Source organism: Streptomyces mesophilus, assembly GCF_040300965.1.
Classification (GTDB): domain Bacteria; phylum Actinomycetota; class Actinomycetes; order Streptomycetales; family Streptomycetaceae; genus Streptomyces; species Streptomyces mesophilus_A.
The window spans coordinates 1-18007 of sequence record NZ_JBEPEW010000156.1; the positions used below are offsets into that span (position 1 = coordinate 1).

14 protein-coding genes are annotated in these 18007 nt (G+C 70.0%); 8 read left to right on the forward strand and 6 right to left on the reverse strand.

Features of this window, described 5'->3' with window-relative positions; genetic code table 11:
* From ABT367_RS34770 to ABT367_RS34785, 4 genes are all read left to right on the forward strand, one after another.
* On the forward strand, nucleotides 1-234 hold a 234-nt coding region (locus ABT367_RS34770), incomplete at its 5' end, for a hypothetical protein (protein WP_352257280.1).
* Between the two features lie 272 nt (nucleotides 235-506).
* On the forward strand, nucleotides 507-2429 hold the full coding sequence (gene dxs, locus ABT367_RS34775) for a 1-deoxy-D-xylulose-5-phosphate synthase (RefSeq protein WP_352257281.1): 1923 nt from the start codon (nucleotides 507-509) through the stop codon (nucleotides 2427-2429).
* Nucleotides 2430-2620: 191 nt separating this feature from the next.
* Entirely contained in the window at nucleotides 2621-4105 is a 1485-nt protein-coding gene (locus ABT367_RS34780) for an amino acid permease (protein ID WP_352257293.1), read from the forward strand.
* 117 nt (nucleotides 4106-4222) lie between these two features.
* On the forward strand, nucleotides 4223-5752 hold the full coding sequence (locus ABT367_RS34785; RefSeq protein ID WP_352257282.1) for an ArnT family glycosyltransferase: 1530 nt from the start codon (nucleotides 4223-4225) through the stop codon (nucleotides 5750-5752).
* Between the two features lie 26 nt (nucleotides 5753-5778).
* Here the strand turns inward: ABT367_RS34785 and ABT367_RS34790 are convergent, their stop codons facing one another.
* The 3 genes from ABT367_RS34790 to ABT367_RS34800 form a co-directional block, all read right to left on the reverse strand.
* Nucleotides 5779-6840, reverse strand: a complete 1062-nt coding sequence (locus ABT367_RS34790; RefSeq protein ID WP_352257283.1) for an LCP family protein — start codon at nucleotides 6838-6840, stop codon at nucleotides 5779-5781.
* Nucleotides 6841-6976: 136 nt separating this feature from the next.
* Entirely contained in the window at nucleotides 6977-7369 is a 393-nt protein-coding gene (locus tag ABT367_RS34795; protein WP_352257284.1) for an NTP pyrophosphohydrolase, read from the reverse strand.
* A 29-nt stretch (nucleotides 7370-7398) separates the two neighbouring features.
* Nucleotides 7399-8844 (reverse strand): glycosyltransferase family 39 protein, encoded by a 1446-nt coding sequence (locus ABT367_RS34800; protein WP_352257285.1) that lies wholly within the window; start codon nucleotides 8842-8844, stop codon nucleotides 7399-7401.
* Between the two features lie 355 nt (nucleotides 8845-9199).
* Between ABT367_RS34800 and ABT367_RS34805 the strand changes: the two genes are divergently transcribed.
* The 3 genes from ABT367_RS34805 (at nucleotide 9200) to ABT367_RS34815 (ending at nucleotide 13134) form a co-directional block, all read left to right on the forward strand.
* Entirely contained in the window at nucleotides 9200-10648 is a 1449-nt protein-coding gene (locus ABT367_RS34805) for a glycosyltransferase family 2 protein (RefSeq protein WP_352257286.1), read from the forward strand.
* Nucleotides 10649-10665: 17 nt separating this feature from the next.
* Nucleotides 10666-11892, forward strand: coding sequence for a glycoside hydrolase family 113 (locus ABT367_RS34810; RefSeq protein WP_352257287.1), 1227 nt, complete (start codon nucleotides 10666-10668; stop codon nucleotides 11890-11892).
* A gap of 123 nt (nucleotides 11893-12015) precedes the next feature.
* Nucleotides 12016-13134: an NDP-sugar synthase gene (locus ABT367_RS34815; RefSeq protein WP_352257288.1), complete on the forward strand. Its 1119-nt coding sequence runs from the start codon at nucleotides 12016-12018 to the stop codon at nucleotides 13132-13134.
* 112 nt (nucleotides 13135-13246) lie between these two features.
* On the opposite strand, the gene ABT367_RS34820 is transcribed toward ABT367_RS34815, so the two are convergent.
* The 3 genes from ABT367_RS34820 to ABT367_RS34830 all read right to left on the reverse strand — a co-directional run bounded on the left by ABT367_RS34820 (nucleotide 13247) and on the right by ABT367_RS34830 (nucleotide 17286).
* Complete coding sequence (locus tag ABT367_RS34820; RefSeq protein WP_352257289.1) at nucleotides 13247-15376, reverse strand: 3-hydroxyacyl-CoA dehydrogenase NAD-binding domain-containing protein; 2130 nt, start codon at nucleotides 15374-15376, stop codon at nucleotides 13247-13249.
* On the reverse strand, nucleotides 15373-16587 hold the full coding sequence (locus tag ABT367_RS34825; RefSeq protein ID WP_352257290.1) for a thiolase family protein: 1215 nt from the start codon (nucleotides 16585-16587) through the stop codon (nucleotides 15373-15375). The genes ABT367_RS34820 and ABT367_RS34825 overlap by 4 nt, the downstream gene beginning before the upstream one ends.
* Nucleotides 16588-16710: 123 nt before the next feature.
* Entirely contained in the window at nucleotides 16711-17286 is a 576-nt protein-coding gene (locus tag ABT367_RS34830) for a TetR/AcrR family transcriptional regulator (RefSeq protein ID WP_352257291.1), read from the reverse strand.
* A gap of 96 nt (nucleotides 17287-17382) precedes the next feature.
* Between ABT367_RS34830 and ABT367_RS34835 the strand changes: the two genes are divergently transcribed.
* Nucleotides 17383-17796, forward strand: a complete 414-nt coding sequence (locus tag ABT367_RS34835; RefSeq protein ID WP_352257292.1) for an organic hydroperoxide resistance protein — start codon at nucleotides 17383-17385, stop codon at nucleotides 17794-17796.
* The last annotated feature ends 211 nt before the right edge of the window (nucleotides 17797-18007 follow it).

Sequence of the window (18007 nt, forward strand, 5' to 3'; positions counted from 1 at the left end):
CCCACGCCGTCCAGAAGACGCTGGGGCCCGTCACGCCCCAGCCCGCCTCGTCGCCGCGGGGCGTGCAAGCGCTGCGGGCGGGGCGCCGAGGAGGTCTCCGTACAGGACGAGCCCTCAGTGGAGGACGCGCTGCCCGTACGGAAGGACGCGCTGCCCGTACGGAAGGACGCACCCTCCGTACAGGACGACGTCTCCGTACAACCGGACGTGACCCTTTCGGGGGCCGAGCGGTGAGCGGTGCGGCCGAGCCCCACGCGGCCCGGCCGGGGAGGCGGGAATTCCGCCCGCGTCAGGCGCAACCCACAGCGCACACCCGGCGTCCTCGCGGGACAGGGCCTTGCACGGTCGTGCACAGAAACGGACCGGCCGAGTACACCCCGCGAACACCTCTCCGTACCGCCGAACGCGTGACATACCCGACGACGCCCTTGCCGGGCGGAACATTAGACTCGACAGACCCGGCAAAGCTCGAACAGCTCTACCGAAACGAACGCTAGGAGGCACGGGTGGGCCTGCTGACCCGTATCAAGGGGCCGCGCGACCTGGACCGGCTCAGCCATGAGCAGCTGGACCAGCTGGCCGCTGAGATCCGGACCTTCCTGGTCGACGCGGTCTCCAAGACCGGCGGCCACCTCGGCCCGAACCTCGGCGTCGTCGAGCTCACCATCGCCCTGCACCGCGTCTTCGAGTCGCCCAAGGACAGGGTGCTGCTCGACACCGGCCACCAGAGCTATGTGCACAAGCTGCTCACCGGCCGCCAGGACTTCTCGAACCTGCGCGCCAAGGGCGGCCTGTCCGGCTACCCCTCGCGCGCCGAGTCCGAGCACGACGTGATCGAGAACAGCCACGCCTCCACGGTGCTCGGCTGGGCCGACGGCCTGGCCAAGGCCAACGAGGTCCTCGGCAAGGACGACCACGTCGTCGCCGTGATCGGTGACGGCGCCCTCACCGGCGGTATGGCCTGGGAGGCGCTGAACAACATCGCCGCCGCCAAGGACCGCCCGCTGGTGATCGTCGTCAACGACAACGAGCGTTCGTACGCCCCCACCATCGGCGGCCTCGCGAACCACCTGGCGACCCTGCGTACGACGGACGGATACGAGCGTTTCCTGTCCCGTACGAAGGACCTCCTGGAGAAGACGCCCGTCGTCGGGCGCCCGCTCTACGAGACGCTGCACGGCGCCAAGAAGGGCCTCAAGGACTTCATCGCCCCGCAGGGCATGTTCGAGGACCTGGGACTCAAGTACGTCGGCCCGATCGACGGCCACGACATCCAGGCCCTGGAGTCCGCGCTCATGCGCGCCAAGCGCTTCGGCGGCCCGGTGATCGTGCACTGCCTCACCGAGAAGGGCCGCGGCTACCAGCCCGCCGTCCAGGACGAGGCCGACCGTTTCCACGCCGTCGGCGTGATCCACCCCGACACGGGTCTGCCGGTCGCCGCCTCCGGCGCCGACTGGACCAGCGTCTTCGGTGACGAGATGGTCGAGCTCGGCAGGGAGCGCAAGGACATCGTGGCGATCACCGCCGCGATGCTGCAGCCGGTCGGTCTGAAGAAGTTCCAGGCCGCGTTCCCCGACCGGATCTTCGACGTCGGCATCGCCGAGCAGCACGGCGCGGTCTCCGCCGCCGGGCTCGCGACGGGCGGTCTGCACCCGGTCTTCGCCGTGTACGCGACGTTCCTCAACCGCGCCTTCGACCAGCTGCTCATGGACGTGGCCCTGCACAAGTGCGGTGTCACCTTCGTGCTCGACCGGGCCGGTGTCACCGGTACGGACGGCGCCTCGCACAACGGCATGTGGGACATGTCGATCCTGCAGTGCGTCCCGGGCCTGCGCCTGGCCGCACCGCGTGACGCCCAGCAGCTGCGCGCGCAGCTGCGCGAGGCGGTCGACGTCGACGACGCACCGACCGTCGTGCGCTTCTCCAAGGGCCTGGTCGGCCCGGCCGTGCCCGAGGTCGGCAAGATCGGCGGCATGGACCTGCTGCGCAAGGCCGGCACGGACCGCCCGGACGTCCTCCTGGTCTCCGTCGGCGCGCTCGCCCCGATGTGCCTGGAGATCGCCGGCCTGCTGGACAAGCAGGGCATCTCCACCACGGTCGTCGACCCCCGCTGGGTCAAGCCGGTCGACGAGGCGCTCGCCCCGCTCGCCGAGCAGCACCGCGTCGTCGTCACCGTCGAGGACAACGGCCGCGCCGGCGGTGTCGGGTCCGCCATCGCCCAGGCGCTGCGCGACGCGGGCGTGGACGTACCGCTGCGCGACTTCGGCATCCCGCCGCGCTTCCTCGACCACGCCTCGCGCAAGGAGGTCATGGCCGAGATCGGTCTGACCGCACCGGATATCGCACGCCAGGTCACCGGCCTCGTGTCCAAGCTGGACGGCCGCTACGAGAGCGCCGCGAGCGAGACCGTGGAGCCGGCCCGGGACTGACACTCGGCACCGAGCGTCATCAAGGCCCGGCCGGACCGCCCTTAACGGGTGGTCCGGCCGGGCCTTTCGTGTGACGTAGGGCCCGGTCACGGGTACCCGCCCGCCCACCGTCCCGATCATGTCCCTCGACACGAGCGCAGGGAGGCACACCGGTGACCACACCGCAGGGCACACGCAACTCCGGAGGCGGAATGTTCCGCACCAAATCCGTCGAGCAGTCGATGCGCGACACAGAGGAACCCGAGCACGCACTCAAGAAGTCGCTCTCCGCCCTCGACCTCACGGTCTTCGGCGTCGGCGTGATCATCGGCACCGGCATCTTCGTCCTCACCGGAAAGATCGCCAAGGAGACCGCGGGCCCGGCGGTCGCCCTCGCCTTCGTGGTCGCCGGCCTGGTCTGCGCGCTCGCGGCCCTGTGCTACGCCGAGTTCGCCTCGACCGTCCCCGTGGCCGGCTCCGCGTACACCTTCGCGTACGCCTCCCTCGGTGAACTCCCCGCATGGATCATCGGCTGGGACCTGATCCTCGAGATGGCGCTCGGCTGCGCGGTGGTCGCGGTCGGCTGGTCCGGCTATGTGCGCTCGCTGATGGACACCGCCGGTCTGCACCTGCCCGACGCCCTCACGGGAACGCGGGACGGCGACTTCGGCTTCGACATCCTGGCCTGTCTGCTCGTCCTGCTGCTCACGGGCATCCTGATCGCAGGGATGAAGCTCTCCTCACGGGTCAGCGCCGTCGTCGTGGCACTCAAGGTCAGTGTCGTCCTGATCGTGATCCTCGTCGGCGCCTTCTTCATCACGGGCTCCAACTACGACCCGTTCATCCCGCCGTCCCAGCCGGGCGAGGCCGGCAACGACATCACCTCGCCGCTGATCCAGCTGATGTTCGGCTGGGCGCCCACCAACTTCGGCGTGATGGGCATCTTCACCGCGGCCGCCGTGGTCTTCTTCGCGTTCATCGGCTTCGACATCGTGGCCACGGCCGCGGAGGAGACCAAGAACCCGCAGCGGGACGTCCCGCGCGGCATCCTCGGCTCGCTGCTCATCTGCACCCTGCTCTATGTGCTCGTCTCGATCGTCGTCACCGGTATGCAGAAGTACACCGAGCTGTCCACGGACGCCCCGCTCGCCGACGCCTTCAAATCCGTCGGCCATCCCTTCTGGGCGGGGCTCATCAGCTTCGGCGCGGCCGTCGGACTCACCACCGTCTGCCTGATCCTCCTGATGGGCCAGACCCGGGTGTTCTTCGCGATGAGCCGCGACGGACTGCTGCCCAAGCCCTTCTCCGTCGTCCACCCGCGCTTCGGCACCCCGTACCGCTCGACGATCCTGCTCGGTGTGATCGTCGCGATCGTGGCCGGCTTCACCTCGATCGACGAACTCGCCGAACTGGTCAACATCGGCACCCTGTTCGCCTTCGTCGTGGTCGCCATCGGTGTGGTGATCCTGCGCAAGAAGCGCCCCGACCTGCCGCGCTCCTTCCGCACCCCGCTGGTCCCACTGGTCCCGATCCTCTCGGTCGCGGCCTCGCTCTGGCTGATGCTCAACCTGCCCGCGGAGACCTGGCTGCGCTTCGGCATCTGGATGGTCCTCGGCGTGATCATCTATTTCCTGTACGGACGCAGGCACAGCCGCCTCGGCAAGCATCTGCCGCCGCGCGAACCAGTGGTCGACTGACCTGGCCTCAGACCCCGCCCCACAACTCCCTGTCATCACACGTGAGTTTCCTGCGTAACCCTTCGGCCCCGTATGTCCCGCTTCGGCGAGGGCTGCGGGGCCGTTAGCTTGGCCCCTATGCTCGCCGAGCCTTCCGCGTCGTCACGTTCCGTACAAGGGCTGCCCATTCACCGGACCGGTACGAGTCCGGTGCCCCGGCCGCGTACCGGTGACGAGCAGCCCGCGCCGTCCTCAGCAGGCACCCGCTACTGGACGAGGCTGCTCCCGGTCCTCGCCGTGCTGGCCTGCGTGACCCGGATCCCGTCCTTCGTCTGGCCGGTGTGGAACCCCGACGAGGGGTTCCTCGCCACCCAGGCGAGGATGCTGGCCTCGGGGGGTGAGCTGTACGAGACCGTGGTCGACCGCAAGCCACCCCTCGTGCCCTGGCTCTACCAGGGCGCGTTCGCGCTGTTCGGCGACGACTCCCTCGTACCGCTGAAGATCCTCGCCGTCGCGGCGGTGTTCCTGACCGCGGCCCTGCTCGCCGCGCTCGCCCGCCGCCGCTGGGGCGACGGCGCCGGCCGCACGGCCGGGATCCTTTCCGTGCTGCTGTCCATCGGCCTCAATCCCGAGGACACCCAGGCCGCCACCTTCGAGGTCTTCATGCTGCCGTGCACCGCGGCCGCCATGTGGTGTGCGGACCGGCGCCGTTGGGGCTGCGCGGGCCTCGCCGTGGCCGCCGCCTTCCTGACGAAGCAGACGGGTGCGGCGGTGCTGCTGCCCGTGCTCTGGCTGCTGTGGCAGTCGGGCCGGCCGCGCGGCGCGCTGCTGCGTCTGGCCGCCGGCGGGCTCGCGCCGCTGCTCGCCGTGGCCTTGGCCACCACCCCCACCGGCTTCCTCTTCTGGACGGTCACCGGCTCCGGCGCCTACGCCTCCTTCACCGGCTCCGAACTGCACGTCCTCTTCCGGGCGTTGGGCAACACCGCCCTGCTCGCCGTGGCCTGCGCGGGCGTGCTCCAGCCGATCGTGCGCGTCCTGCGGATCGCCCGCACCGGAGCCGCCGACCTCTGGCTCTGGCTCGGTTCATCGACGGCGGCGGTCTGCCTCGGCTTCCACTTCTTCGGCCACTACTACCTCCAACTCATCCCGCCGCTCGTCCTGTTGGGCACCGCCGCGCTGCAGATCCTGCCCCGGGTCTGGCTCCCCACGGCCCTGCTGACCACGGCCTGCACCTGCGCGTTCTTCCTTGTGTGGGGCCTGCTGACGCCGCGTCCCGAACTCGCCCACGCGGCCCGTGTCGCCTCCGCCGTCCAGGCCCGCACCCAGCCCGGCGACCGGGTCCTCATCTGGGGCATACACCCCGAGACGTACTGGCTCGCCGACCGCGTACCGGCCAGCCGCTTTCTGACGGCGGGCCTGCTCACCAACTACAGCGGAGGCCGCAACGGCCCCCAGGTGGGCGAGAAGTACGCGGTACGCGGCGGCTGGACGACCTTCCGCGAGGAGCTGAGCACGCGTCCGCCGGCCCTGGTCGTGGACGACGCACGCGGGAAGCCGTACGGGGTGGAGCGGGTCAAGGGGCTGCGCAAGGCGCTGGAGCGCGGGGGGTATCAGCGGGCGGGGGTGGTGGGCGGGACGGTGCTGTACGAGCGGTCGGGGCCGGGGTGAGCCGTCGCCCGCGCGGCCCCGGGTGCTCAACCGCCGGTCGCGGGGGACTTCCTGGCGGACTCGGGGACCGGCCGGTCGTCGCGGAGCGCCTTCCACAGGGCGCCCGCCTGAGGCTCCGCGGGCACCACCCGGTTCGGGTCCGCCTTGTCGTAGGCGACCGGCAGCATCACCGTCTCCATCGTGGACGGATCGATCGCCTGGAGGCTCTGGCCGAAGTCCGCGAGCGCGGTCAGGGACGCGAGCTCGGCGTCCGTCGTGAGGGATTCCGTGAGGCGGTCCGCGATGCGGTACGTCTTGGTGGGGCTCCCCAGAAGGTCCTGCCGCTTGATCTCGCCGAGCAGCGCGACCATGAACTGCTGCTGCAGCCCTATCCGCCCGAGGTCGCTGCCGTCCCCGACGCCGTGCCGGGTACGCACGAAGGCCAGGGACTGCGTCCCGTCCAGCTTGTGGGTGCCCTTCGTCAGGGAGAGGCCGCTGGACTTGTCCTCGATCGGTTCGCCGACGGTGACGGTCACCCCGCCTATCGCGTCGACCAGACCCTTGAACCCCGCGAAGTCGATCTCCATGAAGTGGTCCATCCGCACCCCGGACATCGCTTCCACGGTCTTGACCACGCAGGCCGGACCTGCCGTGGAGTACACGGAGTTGAACATCACGCGCTTCGCGGGCGGCAGCGTGGAGCCGTCGTCCTTGGCGCACTCGGGGCGGGTCACCAGTGTGTCGCGCGGGATGCTGACGGCGGTGGCCCGTGCACGGCCCTCGGGGATGTGCACCACGAGCGCGGTGTCCGCGCGGGCGCCCGCCGCCTGGCCCGTGCCCAGGGAGGCATTGGCGCCCGCGCGTGAGTCGGAGCCGAGGATCAGCAGATTCTGGCCGGAGGCAGCCTGCTTCTCGGGGCGGTTCTTGCCCAGGGCCTTGTCGAGGTCCACCGCGGCGATATTGGAGTTGAGGTCCGAGTAGAGCCACCACGCGGTGCCGCCCAGCGCCAGGACCAGGGCCAGCAGGGTCAGCAGGACGATGCGGCCGGTGCGGCGGCGCCCGGGTCGGCCGCTGCGGGCGCGGCGGCCCGGCGGGGCTGCGTGCGACATGGTGCGGGTCCCTCTTCCTCACGGCCCCGCGCCGCGGACGTGTCGCGTACGCGCGGGGGAGTGGGGCCCGGGTGGGGGGAGGGCCGGCCCACGGTGTCGATGGTGTACGCACCAAGGTAATCGAACCCGAGTTCCGTCACGGCCGCGGGTGGCCCCGAAGCGACTGGTACACGGCCCGCGGCCCCAAGCACACCGCCCCCGACTCGCCCACCCTGCCCCGCAGTTCGCGGTCGGCCGTGACGACCACGCACGTGCCCGTGGCCGCTGCCGCCAGTTCCACGATCCGGTCGTCCCCGCTGCCCGGCGCCTCGTCCACGCGCACCCCCGGCACGCTCTCCACGCCGCGCGCCCGGCCCTCGACGACCAGGACGATGTCGAGCGGGCCCGGGTGGGCGGGAGGCAGGCCCTCGGTCGCGTACGGGACGAGCTTGTCCCGCAGGCGTACGGCGGCCGCGCGCCGGTCGCGCCACCACCCGTCGGGGACGGAGCCGATGACGTTGGCGGCGTCGATGATCAGGAGCGTGGGCATGCACCCATTGTCCGGTGGGCGCGGTCGTCCTACTCGCGGACCCACACCTGGAATTCGCCGGGCCCGCTGTTGTCCTCGTTCGCCACGGTGCGCTCCAGGCGGTACTTTCCGCTCTTCTCCAGCTCGGGGATCAGCCTCTGGGACATGTCGTGGCCCGGGTGGTCGTCGAGCACCGCGAGGTCGAAGTGGCCGTTGCGGATGGCGCTGCGGTACGCGTCGAAGCCCTGACGCTTGCGGCCCTGCGGATCCGTGTAGTCGATCCAGGTCAGCTCGGTCCACTGGTCCGGCGCGGTCGTCTCGGAGAAGTAGTACTTCATCGGATTGCCGGGTTCCGCGAGGTACTTGCCCTTCGCATTCACCATGGGCTCGAGGGTCCGGGCCAGTTCGCTGGTGTCGGGGAACCAACGGGACAGGTCGGTGGCCTTGTTCGTGCCGTACACGGCAAGGCCGACCAAGCCCGCCGCCACCAGGAAGCACAGCAGATTGGGCAGGTAGGGGCCGACGAAACGGTCGATGGCGAGGCCCGCGAGCGGGGCCACGAAGAGCAGCGCGTACGCGAGGTGCTTGCCCAGCGCGACCGTGGTGTGCAGATGCGCCTGGTACAGGGGGACGAGCACGGCGGTCAGGACCATCGCCGAGGCATACGTGACGCGCCACCAGCGGCCCGGTGTGGTGCCGCTCGGATCGCGCAGCGCGTACAGCACGGCGCCGATGCCGGCGAGCGCGAAGAGCCAGCCGCCGAGCTGCAGGGAGATCCGGAGCACTGCCTCGGCCGAGTCGGCGCTCTGCGCGCGGCCGGTGGTCGTGGAACGCGCGCCCTGCAGATGCGCGGTGCCGAACAGGGCCATCGCGGCGCCGAGCACCGCGGCGACCAGAGCCGGCAGGACCAGCGCACGGGCCGCCGCCGGCCAGTGCCAACGGCCGCGGTGGCGCAGGGCCGTCAGGGCGGCGAGCACGGCGATGGCGGGCAGGAACATCAGCGCCGCGTACTTCACCGCGATCGCCAGGGCCGCCACCGGCGCCGCGAGCACATAGGCCCGCGAGGGGCCGCAGCGCACCGCGATCCAGCAGGCCAGGGCGAGGAGCGCCACGGCGGGAGCGTCATAGGTGGCAAGGACGTTGAGCTCGAGGACCGACGGCAGCACGGCATACATCGCCGCCGTCCACAGAGCGGTGCGCCCGCCGAAGAGCTGCCGGGTGATCAGATACAGCAGCCCGGTCGTGGCCAGCATGCACAGCAGACTGAACGTCCGTACGCCGGTGAGTCCGAATGCCGAGTCGAGCCGGCCGGCGAGGACGGGATACAACTCCGGTGCACCGGAGAAGAATCCGTGCGCACCCCAATGCGTGGTGGGTACGCCCTGCAGAAAACCGTCCCAGATCAGCTTTCCGGTATGGGTGTACAGCGCCTCGTCCTGATCGGGGCCGGGGAAACCACGGGCGGAGAGCAGGGCTTGTGCCAGGAGAATTCCCAACAGGCCCAGACGGACTCGCCATTGGTGCCGACGAGAGCTGTCCCGCCTGGTGGGTGCGGCGGCGGGTGAGTTGTTCGTGCCGCCTATGGTGCCCAAGGCGAGTGTCTGGGTATTCATGTTCTTTCCGGTTCGGTCGGCGATCGGCGCCCGAGTATATGGGGAGCGAATCGACCACGGATCACCTCCGACGGATCTGGTATCCGCTTGGTTCCAGGACTTTCGTCCCGGGCGTCGGGACCTATTCCGAGCAGCGGATTCTCCGTGACGGATTAGCATCCACGGGTCGGTTGATTCGGCGCGGAAACGTCGAACCGATACCAAAGTCCGAATCAAGCGTCCGAGAGTCCATACAGTCATGTCGACCGGCATAGCCGAAAGCCCACAAGCCCCCTCCAGGCACTCGGTGCGCCTGGCCTGCCGGATCGGCTCCTGGAAACCGGGAATCGCTTCGTTCCTGATTCCGCTCACTCTTCTGCTCGTTCTCGGAATGTGGTTCTACAGCCCGAGCAGCACACCGCTGAGCTGGGTCCTGACCATCGTGTGGTCCCTGCCGATCGTGGGCACGCTCGTCGGCATCCAGGGAGCCCTGCTCATCCGGCGCCGCGCACGACGCGGCGACGAGGCGGCCCCTGCGGCGCCCGCGCACGAGGACTTCCTCATCGCCCTCGTGCCGACCATCGGCCGCAACGACACCTACCCGGCCCTCGAGCGCTCGGTGCGGTCGTACGTCGACCATCTCCCCGCGTACTTCCCGCACATGCGCGTCGACGTACTGACGGAGGAAGGCTGCGAGGCCGCCGAGCAGATCGCCGCACTCGCCCGCCACCCCCTGGTCCGTGTCGTCACCGTCCCCAAGGCGTACCGGACGCCCAACGGCACCCGGTTCAAGGCGCGGGCCAACCACTACTCCCACGAACTGCGCATCGCCGAGGGCGAGGCACTCGACCATGTGTGGGTGCTGCACATGGACGACGACACCGGCGTCGGCACCGACACCGCGGCCGCACTCGCCCAGTTCATCAACAGGCAGCGCCGCGCCCACCCGGACGAGGCCAAGCACATGGCCCAGGGCATCCTGACGTATCCGCGCGAGAACGCGGTCAGTCTGTTCACCTGGCTCGCGGACGCGGTACGGCCCGCCGACGACATCGCCCGGTTCCGCGCCCTGACCGGCACCGGCACCCCGGCCGCCGGTGTGCACGGCGAACTCCTGGTCCTGCGCGCCTCCATAGAGGCGACGATCGGCTGGGACTTCGGCCCGAAGGCCATCGTGGAGGACGCCCAGCTCGCCCTCACGTTCTGCCGGCGCTATCCCGGCCGCAGCGACTGGTTCAACGGCCGCTGCTACGGAGCCTCGCCCGCGGGCGTACGCGACTTCGTCAAGCAGCGCGAACGCTGGGCCTGGGGTCTGGTGGCGCTGTGCTTCAACCGCACCATCCCGCTGCGCTACCGCTGGTTCCTGTCCGTGTGCGTGGCCACCTGGATCCTCGGCCCGCTGCAGCACATCGCCGTGGTGCTCGCCGTCGGCTGGTGCATCGGCGACATGAACACCTCGCCCGTCGCCCAGTCCGTGATCATTCTGTGGTCGGTCAACTTCGCCTATGTGATCTGGACTTACTGGGAGGGGCTGCGCCTGAACGCACTGGTCTCGAAGACCGGCCGGCGCAAGTGGTGGGAGCCGGTCGCCGTGCTCGCGCTCATTCCCGTGTTCTCCGTCCTCGAAGGCGTCGGCGGCCTGCGCGGCTTCCTGAAGTTCGCGCGCCGCGAGGAGAACCAGTTCGTCGTCATCGCCAAGCCCGCCTAGACCGGAAACCCCCTCACATGAAGCGCTCCCGGCTGCCGCTGCTCGCGGTGCTCCCCGTAGTCGTCCTGTCCACCGTGGCCGCGTCGTCCCTCGCGTTCGGCGACCATCCCGTGCGCTGGGAGAGCGGTTCCCTGCTGCCCAGCTTCGGCCGGGGCTCCGACGACCCCGGCACCCAGCCGGTCAAGGCGAGCAAGCAGGTCACCGAACGCACGGACGGCGACGGGCAGGCCGCCGATGCCCTGCGCGTGGACAAGCCGTGGAAGCCCGGCATGCCCCAGTGGGGCGTCCAGATCTACTGGGAGGACTCGCCGGAGAACACCGCCGCGGAGGTGGAGCGACGGGCCCGGCAGAAGGCCGAGTACCTGGTCGGTCTGCACGCCAACTCCGTGGCGGTCTCCTTCCCGTTCTTCACCAAGGGCCCCACCTCCACCAAGCTCTTCGCCGGTGACAAGACGCCGACCCCCGAGCACATGGACATCGTCCTCAAGGTGTTCCAGGACGCCGGCCTGCGGGTGACGATGCGTCCGCTGATGGACGAGAAGTCCCTGAACCCGCCCAAGGGCTGGCGCGGCAACATCGCGCCCGCGAGCCGCGACGACTGGTTCGCCTCGTACCGCACCTTCCTGAAGCCGTATGTGGCGCTGGCCCAGAAGCACGAGGTCAGGACGTTCGTCATCGGCGCCGAGCTGAACTCCCTCGAGGGCGACCCGCGGTGGAGCTCGCTCGCGGGACAGCTGGAGAAGACCTTCAAGGGCGAGTTGTCGTACGACGCGAACTGGGACAACTACGTGAGCGGCCGGATCGACATGCCGGTGAACCACCTGGGCGTCGACGCCTACTTCCCCCTCCAGGTGCCGGACACCGCGTCGGTCGGCACGCTCGTCAAGGGCTGGGAGCGCTGGCTCGACAAGAAGACCACCGGTCCGCTGCCGCGCATCGTCCTGTCCGAGGCGGGGATCGGCGCGATGAAGGGTGCCTACCGCGCTCCCGGAGACTTCTACAACCAGCGGGCCGTCGACGAGAACGTCCAGGCCAACTGGTACGAGGCCGTCTGCAAGGTCGTCGTGGACCGCAAGATGGCCGGCGTCTACTGGTGGTCGATCAACTTCGACGACGACCCCGACGTGGCGCCCGGCGACGACATTTCACGGTTGCACTTCGCCGGACGGCCCAAGACGGAGCAGGTGATCCGGGACTGTTTCGGCTCGGACTACCAGGGCCCGGGCGCCGCGGCAGCCCCGTAGACCCTCGTCTCGCAGGCCGCGCCTGCCACCACCTGACGTCCCGCATGCCCGCCCAGCCGGCCGTGGCACGCCCGAGGACCACGTACGCCGCAATGCGTCCCACCGAAGCGAAGACGGAGCACCATGAGTGAAGCAATCCTCCTTGTCGGCGGAAAAGGCACCCGACTGCGTCCGCTGACGAGCCACACGCCCAAGCCGTTGCTCGAAGTGGCCGGAGTCCCGTTCCTCACCCACCAGTTGAGGCGTGCGGCGGCCGCGGGCGTCACCCGGATCGTCCTGGCGACCTCCTACCTGGCGGAGCTCTTCGAGGACGAGTACGGCGACGGCTCGGAGCTCGGCCTGCGACTCGAGTACGTCACCGAGACCGAACCCCTCGGCACCGGCGGCGCCATCCGCAACGCGGCGGGGCGGCTCACCTGCGGACCCGACGAGCCGGTCCTGGTGTTCAACGGCGACATCCTCTCCGGCGTGGACATCGCGGCGCTCAGGGAGGGCCACCGGGCCGCGGGCGCGGATGTCACCCTGCATCTGACGCGGGTGGAGGACCCTCGCGCCTTCGGCCTGGTGCCCACCGACGACGAGGGCCGGGTGCTGGCCTTCCTGGAGAAGCCCGAGACCCCGGAGCAGATCGTCACGGACCAGATCAACGCCGGCTGCTACGTCTTCACCCGTGCGGTGATCGACCGGATCCCCGCGGGCCGCGTGGTCTCCGTGGAGCGCGAGACCTTCCCCGAACTGCTCGTGTCCGGAGCCCTGGTACGCGGTGTGGTCGACGACACCTACTGGCGCGACCTGGGCACACCCGCCGCGTTCATCGAGGGCTCGGCGGACCTCGTCCTTGGCGCGGTGGACTCCCCGGCCGTGCCCGGCGACACCGGCGAAGCACTCGTACTGCCCGGCGCCTCGGTCGGCCAAGGGGCCGTGCTCTGTGCCGGCACCGTGATCGGCTCGGACGCCGTGGTCGAGGACGGAGCGGTGGTCGAGGCCAGCGTCGTGCTCGCCGGAGCGCGTATCGCGACCGGCTCCGTCGTGCGCAACTCCGTGGTGGGGCGCGGCGCGAGGATCGGGGGCCACTGCACCGTGGACTCGGCGGTCATCGGCGACGGCGCGGACGTGGCGGCGGGCAACGAGCTGCCGCCGGGCCTGCGCATCGGCTGCGGGGTCCGGCTGCCCGCGGAAGGCATCCGCGTCTCCGCCGGCCGCACGCCCTGCTCGGAGCTGCCGCGGGCCGTGCACGTCTGAGCGGGCCGTGCACCGGTACGTCACCGGTCCCTGGTAGGTCAGGGGACGCACGAACGCACATGGGCCGTACGGGATCAACTCCCGTACGGCCCATGCGTATTGCGCAAGATGCCTACGCGGGCACGCTCGCCACGCCCTGGGCGAGGAACCGCTTCCCGTTCACCCGCTCGGACACACCCTCACGGTCGAGGTAAGGCGTCACGCCACCGAGGTGGAACGGCCAGCCGGCGCCCGTGATCAGGCACAGGTCGATGTCCTGGGCCTCGGCCACGACGCCCTCGTCGAGCATGAGCCCGATCTCCTGCGCCACCGCGTCGAGCACCCGGGCCCGCACCTGCTCCTCGGTCAGGACGACATCGCCCTGCTCCAGGAGCGCCGCGACCTCGGGGTCGAGCTCGGGCTTGCCGGAGTCGTACACGTAGAAGCCGCGCTTGCCGGCCTTCACGACGGCCGCCAGGTTCGGGGAGACCTTGAAGCGGTCCGGGAAGGACCGGTTGAGCGTCTCCGAGACGTGCAGACCGATGGCCGGGCCGACCAGTTCGAGCAGCACCAGCGGCGACATCGGCAGGCCGAGCGGCTCGACCGCCTTCTCTGCGACAGCGACCGGGGTGCCCTCGTCGATCACGTTCTGGATCTCGCCCATGAAGCGCGTGAGGATGCGGTTCACGACGAACGCCGGGGCGTCCTTCACGAGCACCGCGGTCTTCTTCAGCTTCTTGGCGACACCGAACGCCGTGGCCAGCGAGGCGTCGTCGGTCTTCTCGCCGCGCACGATCTCGAGCAGCGGAAGCACGGCGACCGGGTTGAAGAAGTGGAAGCCGACGACCCGCTCGGGGTGCTTGAGCTTCGACGCCATCTCGGTCACCGACAGCGAGGAGGTGTTCGTCGCCAGGATCGCGTGCGCCGGGGCGACGGCCTCGACCTCGGCGAACACCTGCTGCTTGACGCCCATCTCCTCGAAGACGGCCTCGATGACGAAGTCGGCGTCCGAGAAACCGGCCGCCTTGTCGAGCGAACCCGTCACCAGGGCCTTGAGGCGGTTCGCCTTGTCCTGGTTGATACGGGACTTCAGGAGCAGCTTGTCGATCTCGGCGTGCACGTAGCCCACGCCCTTGTCGATGCGCTCCTGGTCGATGTCGGTCAGGACGACCGGCACCTCGAGGCGGCGCAGGAAGAGCAGCGCCAGCTGCGAGGCCATCAGGCCCGCACCCACGACGCCGACCTTGGTGACCGGGCGGGCCAGGTCCTTGGACGGGGCACCCGCCGGACGCTTGGCGCGCTTCTGCACCAGGTTGAACGCGTAGATGCCGGAGCGCAGTTCGCCGCCCATGATGAGGTCGGCGAGCGCCTTGTCCTCGGCGTCGAAACCGGCCTGGAGGTCACCGGACTTGGCGGCCTCGATGATCTCCAGGGCGCGGTACGCGGCCGGGGCGGCACCGTGCACCTTGCTGTCCGCGATGAAGCGGCCCTTGGCGACGGCCTGGTCCCAGGCCTCGCCGCGGTCGATCGCGGCGCGCTCGATCTTGATCTCGCCCTTGAGCACGGACGCGGTCCAGATCAGCGACTGCTCCAGGAAGTCGGCGCCCTCGAAGATCGCGTCGGCGATCCCGAGCTCGTAGACCTGCTTGCCCTTGAGCTGCTTGTTCTGGTTGAGCGAGTTCTCGATGATGACCGAGACGGCGCGCTCGGGTCCGATCAGGTTCGGAAGCAGCGCACAGCCGCCCCAGCCCGGGACCAGACCGAGGAAGACCTCGGGCAGCGAGAAGGCCGGGATGGCCTGCGAGACGGTGCGGTACGTGCAGTGCAGACCGACCTCGACACCGCCGCCCATCGCGGCGCCGTTGTAGTACGCGAAGGTCGGCACGGCCAGCGCGGACAGGCGCTTGAAGACGTCGTGCCCGCCCTTGCCGATGGCCAGCGCGTCCTCGTGCGTCTTCAGCAGCTCGACGCCCTTGAGGTCGGCGCCGACGGCGAAGATGAACGGCTTGCCGGTCAGACCGACACCGATGATCTCGCCCGCCGCGGCCTCCTTCTCGACCTGGCTGATCGCCACGTCGAGGTTGGCCAGCGACTGCGGACCGAAGGTGGTCGGCTTGGTGTGGTCCAGGCCGTTGTCCAGCGTGATCAGCGCGAACCGACCGGCGCCGAACGGCAGTTCCAGGTGCCGTACGTGCGCCTGCGTGACGACCTCGTCCGGGAACAGCTCGGCCGCACCCTTCAACAGCTCAGCGGTGGTGCTCACTTGCCCTCCCAGTGGGGGTTTTCCCAGATGACGGTCGCGCCCATGCCGAAGCCGACGCACATGGTGGTGAGGCCGTACCGCACCTGCGGCTGGTCCTCGAACTGCCGGGCCAGCTGCGTCATCAGACGCACACCGGAGGAGGCGAGCGGGTGACCGAAGGCGATCGCGCCGCCGTACTGGTTCACGCGCGCGTCGTCGTCGGCGATGCCGTAGTGCTCGAGGAACGCGAGCACCTGCACGGCGAAGGCCTCGTTGATCTCGAACAGGCCGATGTCCTCGATGGACAGACCGGCCTGCGCGAGCGCCTTCTCGGTGGCCGGGATCGGGCCGTAGCCCATGACCTCCGGCTCGACACCCGCGAAGGAGTACGACACCAGGCGCATCTTGACCGGAAGGTCGTGCTCCCGGGCGAAGTCCTCGGACGCGATCAGGGAGGCGGTGGCGCCGTCGTTAAGACCGGCCGCGTTACCGGCGGTGACCCGCCCGTGCGTACGGAACGGGGTCTTCAGACCGGCCAGGTTCTCCAGCGTCGTGCCCGGGCGCATCGGCTCGTCCGCCGTCACGAGACCCCAACCGGTCTCGCCCACGTCGGGGTTGGTGTTGCGCACCGAGACGGGCACCAGGTCCTGCTGGATCTTGCCGTCGGCGTACGCCTTGGCGGCCTTCTCCTGCGAACGCACCGCGTACTCGTCGGCGCGCTGCTTGGTGATCGTCGGATAGCGGTCGTGCAGGTTCTCGGCGGTCATGCCCATGAACAGGGCCGACTCGTCGACCAGCTTCTCGCTCACGAACCGCGGGTTGGGGTCGACGCCCTCACCCATGGGGTGGCGGCCCATGTGCTCGACACCACCGGCGATGGCGGCGTCGTACGCGCCGAAGGCGATGGAACCGGCCGCGGTGGTCACGGCGGTCAGCGCGCCGGCGCACATGCGGTCGATCGAGTAGCCCGGTACGGACTGCGGCAGACCGGCCAGGATGCCGGCGGTGCGGCCGATGGTCAGGCCCTGGTCGCCGATCTGCGTGGTGGCGGCGATGGCCACCTCGTCGACCTTCGCGGGGTCCAGGTTCGGGTTGCGGCGCAGCAGCTCCCGGATGGCCTTCACGACGAGGTCGTCGGCGCGGGTCTCGTGGTAGATGCCCTTCGGGCCCGCCTTGCCGAACGGGGTGCGGACGCCGTCGACGAAGACGACTTCCTTGACGGTACGAGGCACGATGGCTCTCCTCCAGGGGGGTGCGGGATCGCTGCGTACGCACACGCCTGAGCGCGCGCTCACCTCTTCATGCTACTTGCCGGTAACCATTGGCGACAGTGCCCCCGCCCGGAGCGGCGAAGGTCACACTCCTGCGGGGGCCTCGCCGAGCACCCGCAGCACCGCATCGCGTACGACCGGCCGGGGCGCGGCGGGATCGTCGAGGTCGCAGGCGACGGCGAGCCCGTCCCTGATCAGCATCAGCAGATCCGCCGTACGTACGGGGTCCGCGTCGCCGGCGTCGGTGAGCAGATCGCGCATGAGCGTGCGGAACCAGCTCCGGTACTCCTCGATCGCCTGCCGCACCGGATGGGCCGGATCGGGGTACTCCGCCGCCGCGTTGATGAACGGGCAGCCGCGGAAGTCCGCAAGCGCGCCGATCTGCCCCATGCGGTCGAACACGGCGAGCAGCTTCTCGCGCGGCCCGTCGGCGGTCAGCTCGTCGACCGCGGCCTGCTGCTGCCGGGTCTGCTCCTCGATGTACGCCTTGACGAGCGTGTCCTTGGCGGGGAAGTGGTGGTAGAAGGTCGCCTTCGCCACTCCGGCCTCGGCGATGATCCGGTCGATGCCGACCGTGTGCACCCCTTCCGCGTAGAAGAGGCGGGTCGCCGTGTCCAGGACTCGGCTGCGAGCGGGGCTCTTCGGATTGTTCGCGGGCATGACTTGACCGTACCAGACAGGTCTGTCTAGGCTGCTCTTCGTAGGGGCATACAGACCTGTCTGTTCAAAATGATGTGACCCGTCCGGGAGGACCCCATGAGCGCTCTGTACACCGCGGTGGCAACGGCATCCGGCCGAGAGGGCCGCGCGGTCACCTCGGACGGCAAGCTCGACGTCAAGCTGGCCCATCCCGTGGAGCTGGGCGGCGACGGCGCCGGCACCAACCCCGAGCAGCTCTTCGCGACGGGCTATGCGGCCTGTTTCGCCAGCGCCATGCAGCTCGTCGCCCGTCAGCAGAAGATCGACGTCTCGGACGTCTCGGTGACGGCGGAGGTGGGCCTGCTCAAGAACGGCACGGGCGGCTTCGGCCTGGAGGTCACCCTGCGCGTCGAGATGCCGGACACCATCTCGCCCGAGGCGGGCAAGGCACTCCTCGACGCCACCCACCAGGTCTGCCCGTACTCGAACGCGACCCGCGGCAACATCCCGGTCACCCTCGTCGTCGAGTGACCCACTCGCTGTGGGCAGTCGTGCCGCAGGGCGATGGGGGTCCCCCCTGCTCGAACGAAGTTGAGAGCTTGGGGGGCACAGCGGCACCCGCCGGAGGCACCAAACGCAGCGGTGGGGGGGCGCGCGCCCGACGCGGGGGGGGGGGGGGGGGCGAGGGTGGGGTCCGCGTCGGCGGCCACCACGCCCCCCCCCCCCCCCACCGAACCCACCA

Coding starts and splice junctions, on each gene's coding strand:
- ABT367_RS34830 (WP_352257291.1), bottom strand. CDS start 17,286: ATGCCCGCGAACAATCCGAAGAGCCCCGCTCGCAGCCGAGTCCTGGAC.
- ABT367_RS34780 (WP_352257293.1), top strand. CDS start 2,621: ATGTTCCGCACCAAATCCGTCGAGCAGTCGATGCGCGACACAGAGGAA.
- ABT367_RS34835 (WP_352257292.1), top strand. CDS start 17,383: ATGAGCGCTCTGTACACCGCGGTGGCAACGGCATCCGGCCGAGAGGGC.
- ABT367_RS34785 (WP_352257282.1), top strand. CDS start 4,223: ATGCTCGCCGAGCCTTCCGCGTCGTCACGTTCCGTACAAGGGCTGCCC.
- ABT367_RS34790 (WP_352257283.1), bottom strand. CDS start 6,840: ATGTCGCACGCAGCCCCGCCGGGCCGCCGCGCCCGCAGCGGCCGACCC.
- ABT367_RS34810 (WP_352257287.1), top strand. CDS start 10,666: ATGAAGCGCTCCCGGCTGCCGCTGCTCGCGGTGCTCCCCGTAGTCGTC.
- ABT367_RS34805 (WP_352257286.1), top strand. CDS start 9,200: ATGTCGACCGGCATAGCCGAAAGCCCACAAGCCCCCTCCAGGCACTCG.
- ABT367_RS34795 (WP_352257284.1), bottom strand. CDS start 7,369: ATGCCCACGCTCCTGATCATCGACGCCGCCAACGTCATCGGCTCCGTC.
- ABT367_RS34815 (WP_352257288.1), top strand. CDS start 12,016: ATGAGTGAAGCAATCCTCCTTGTCGGCGGAAAAGGCACCCGACTGCGT.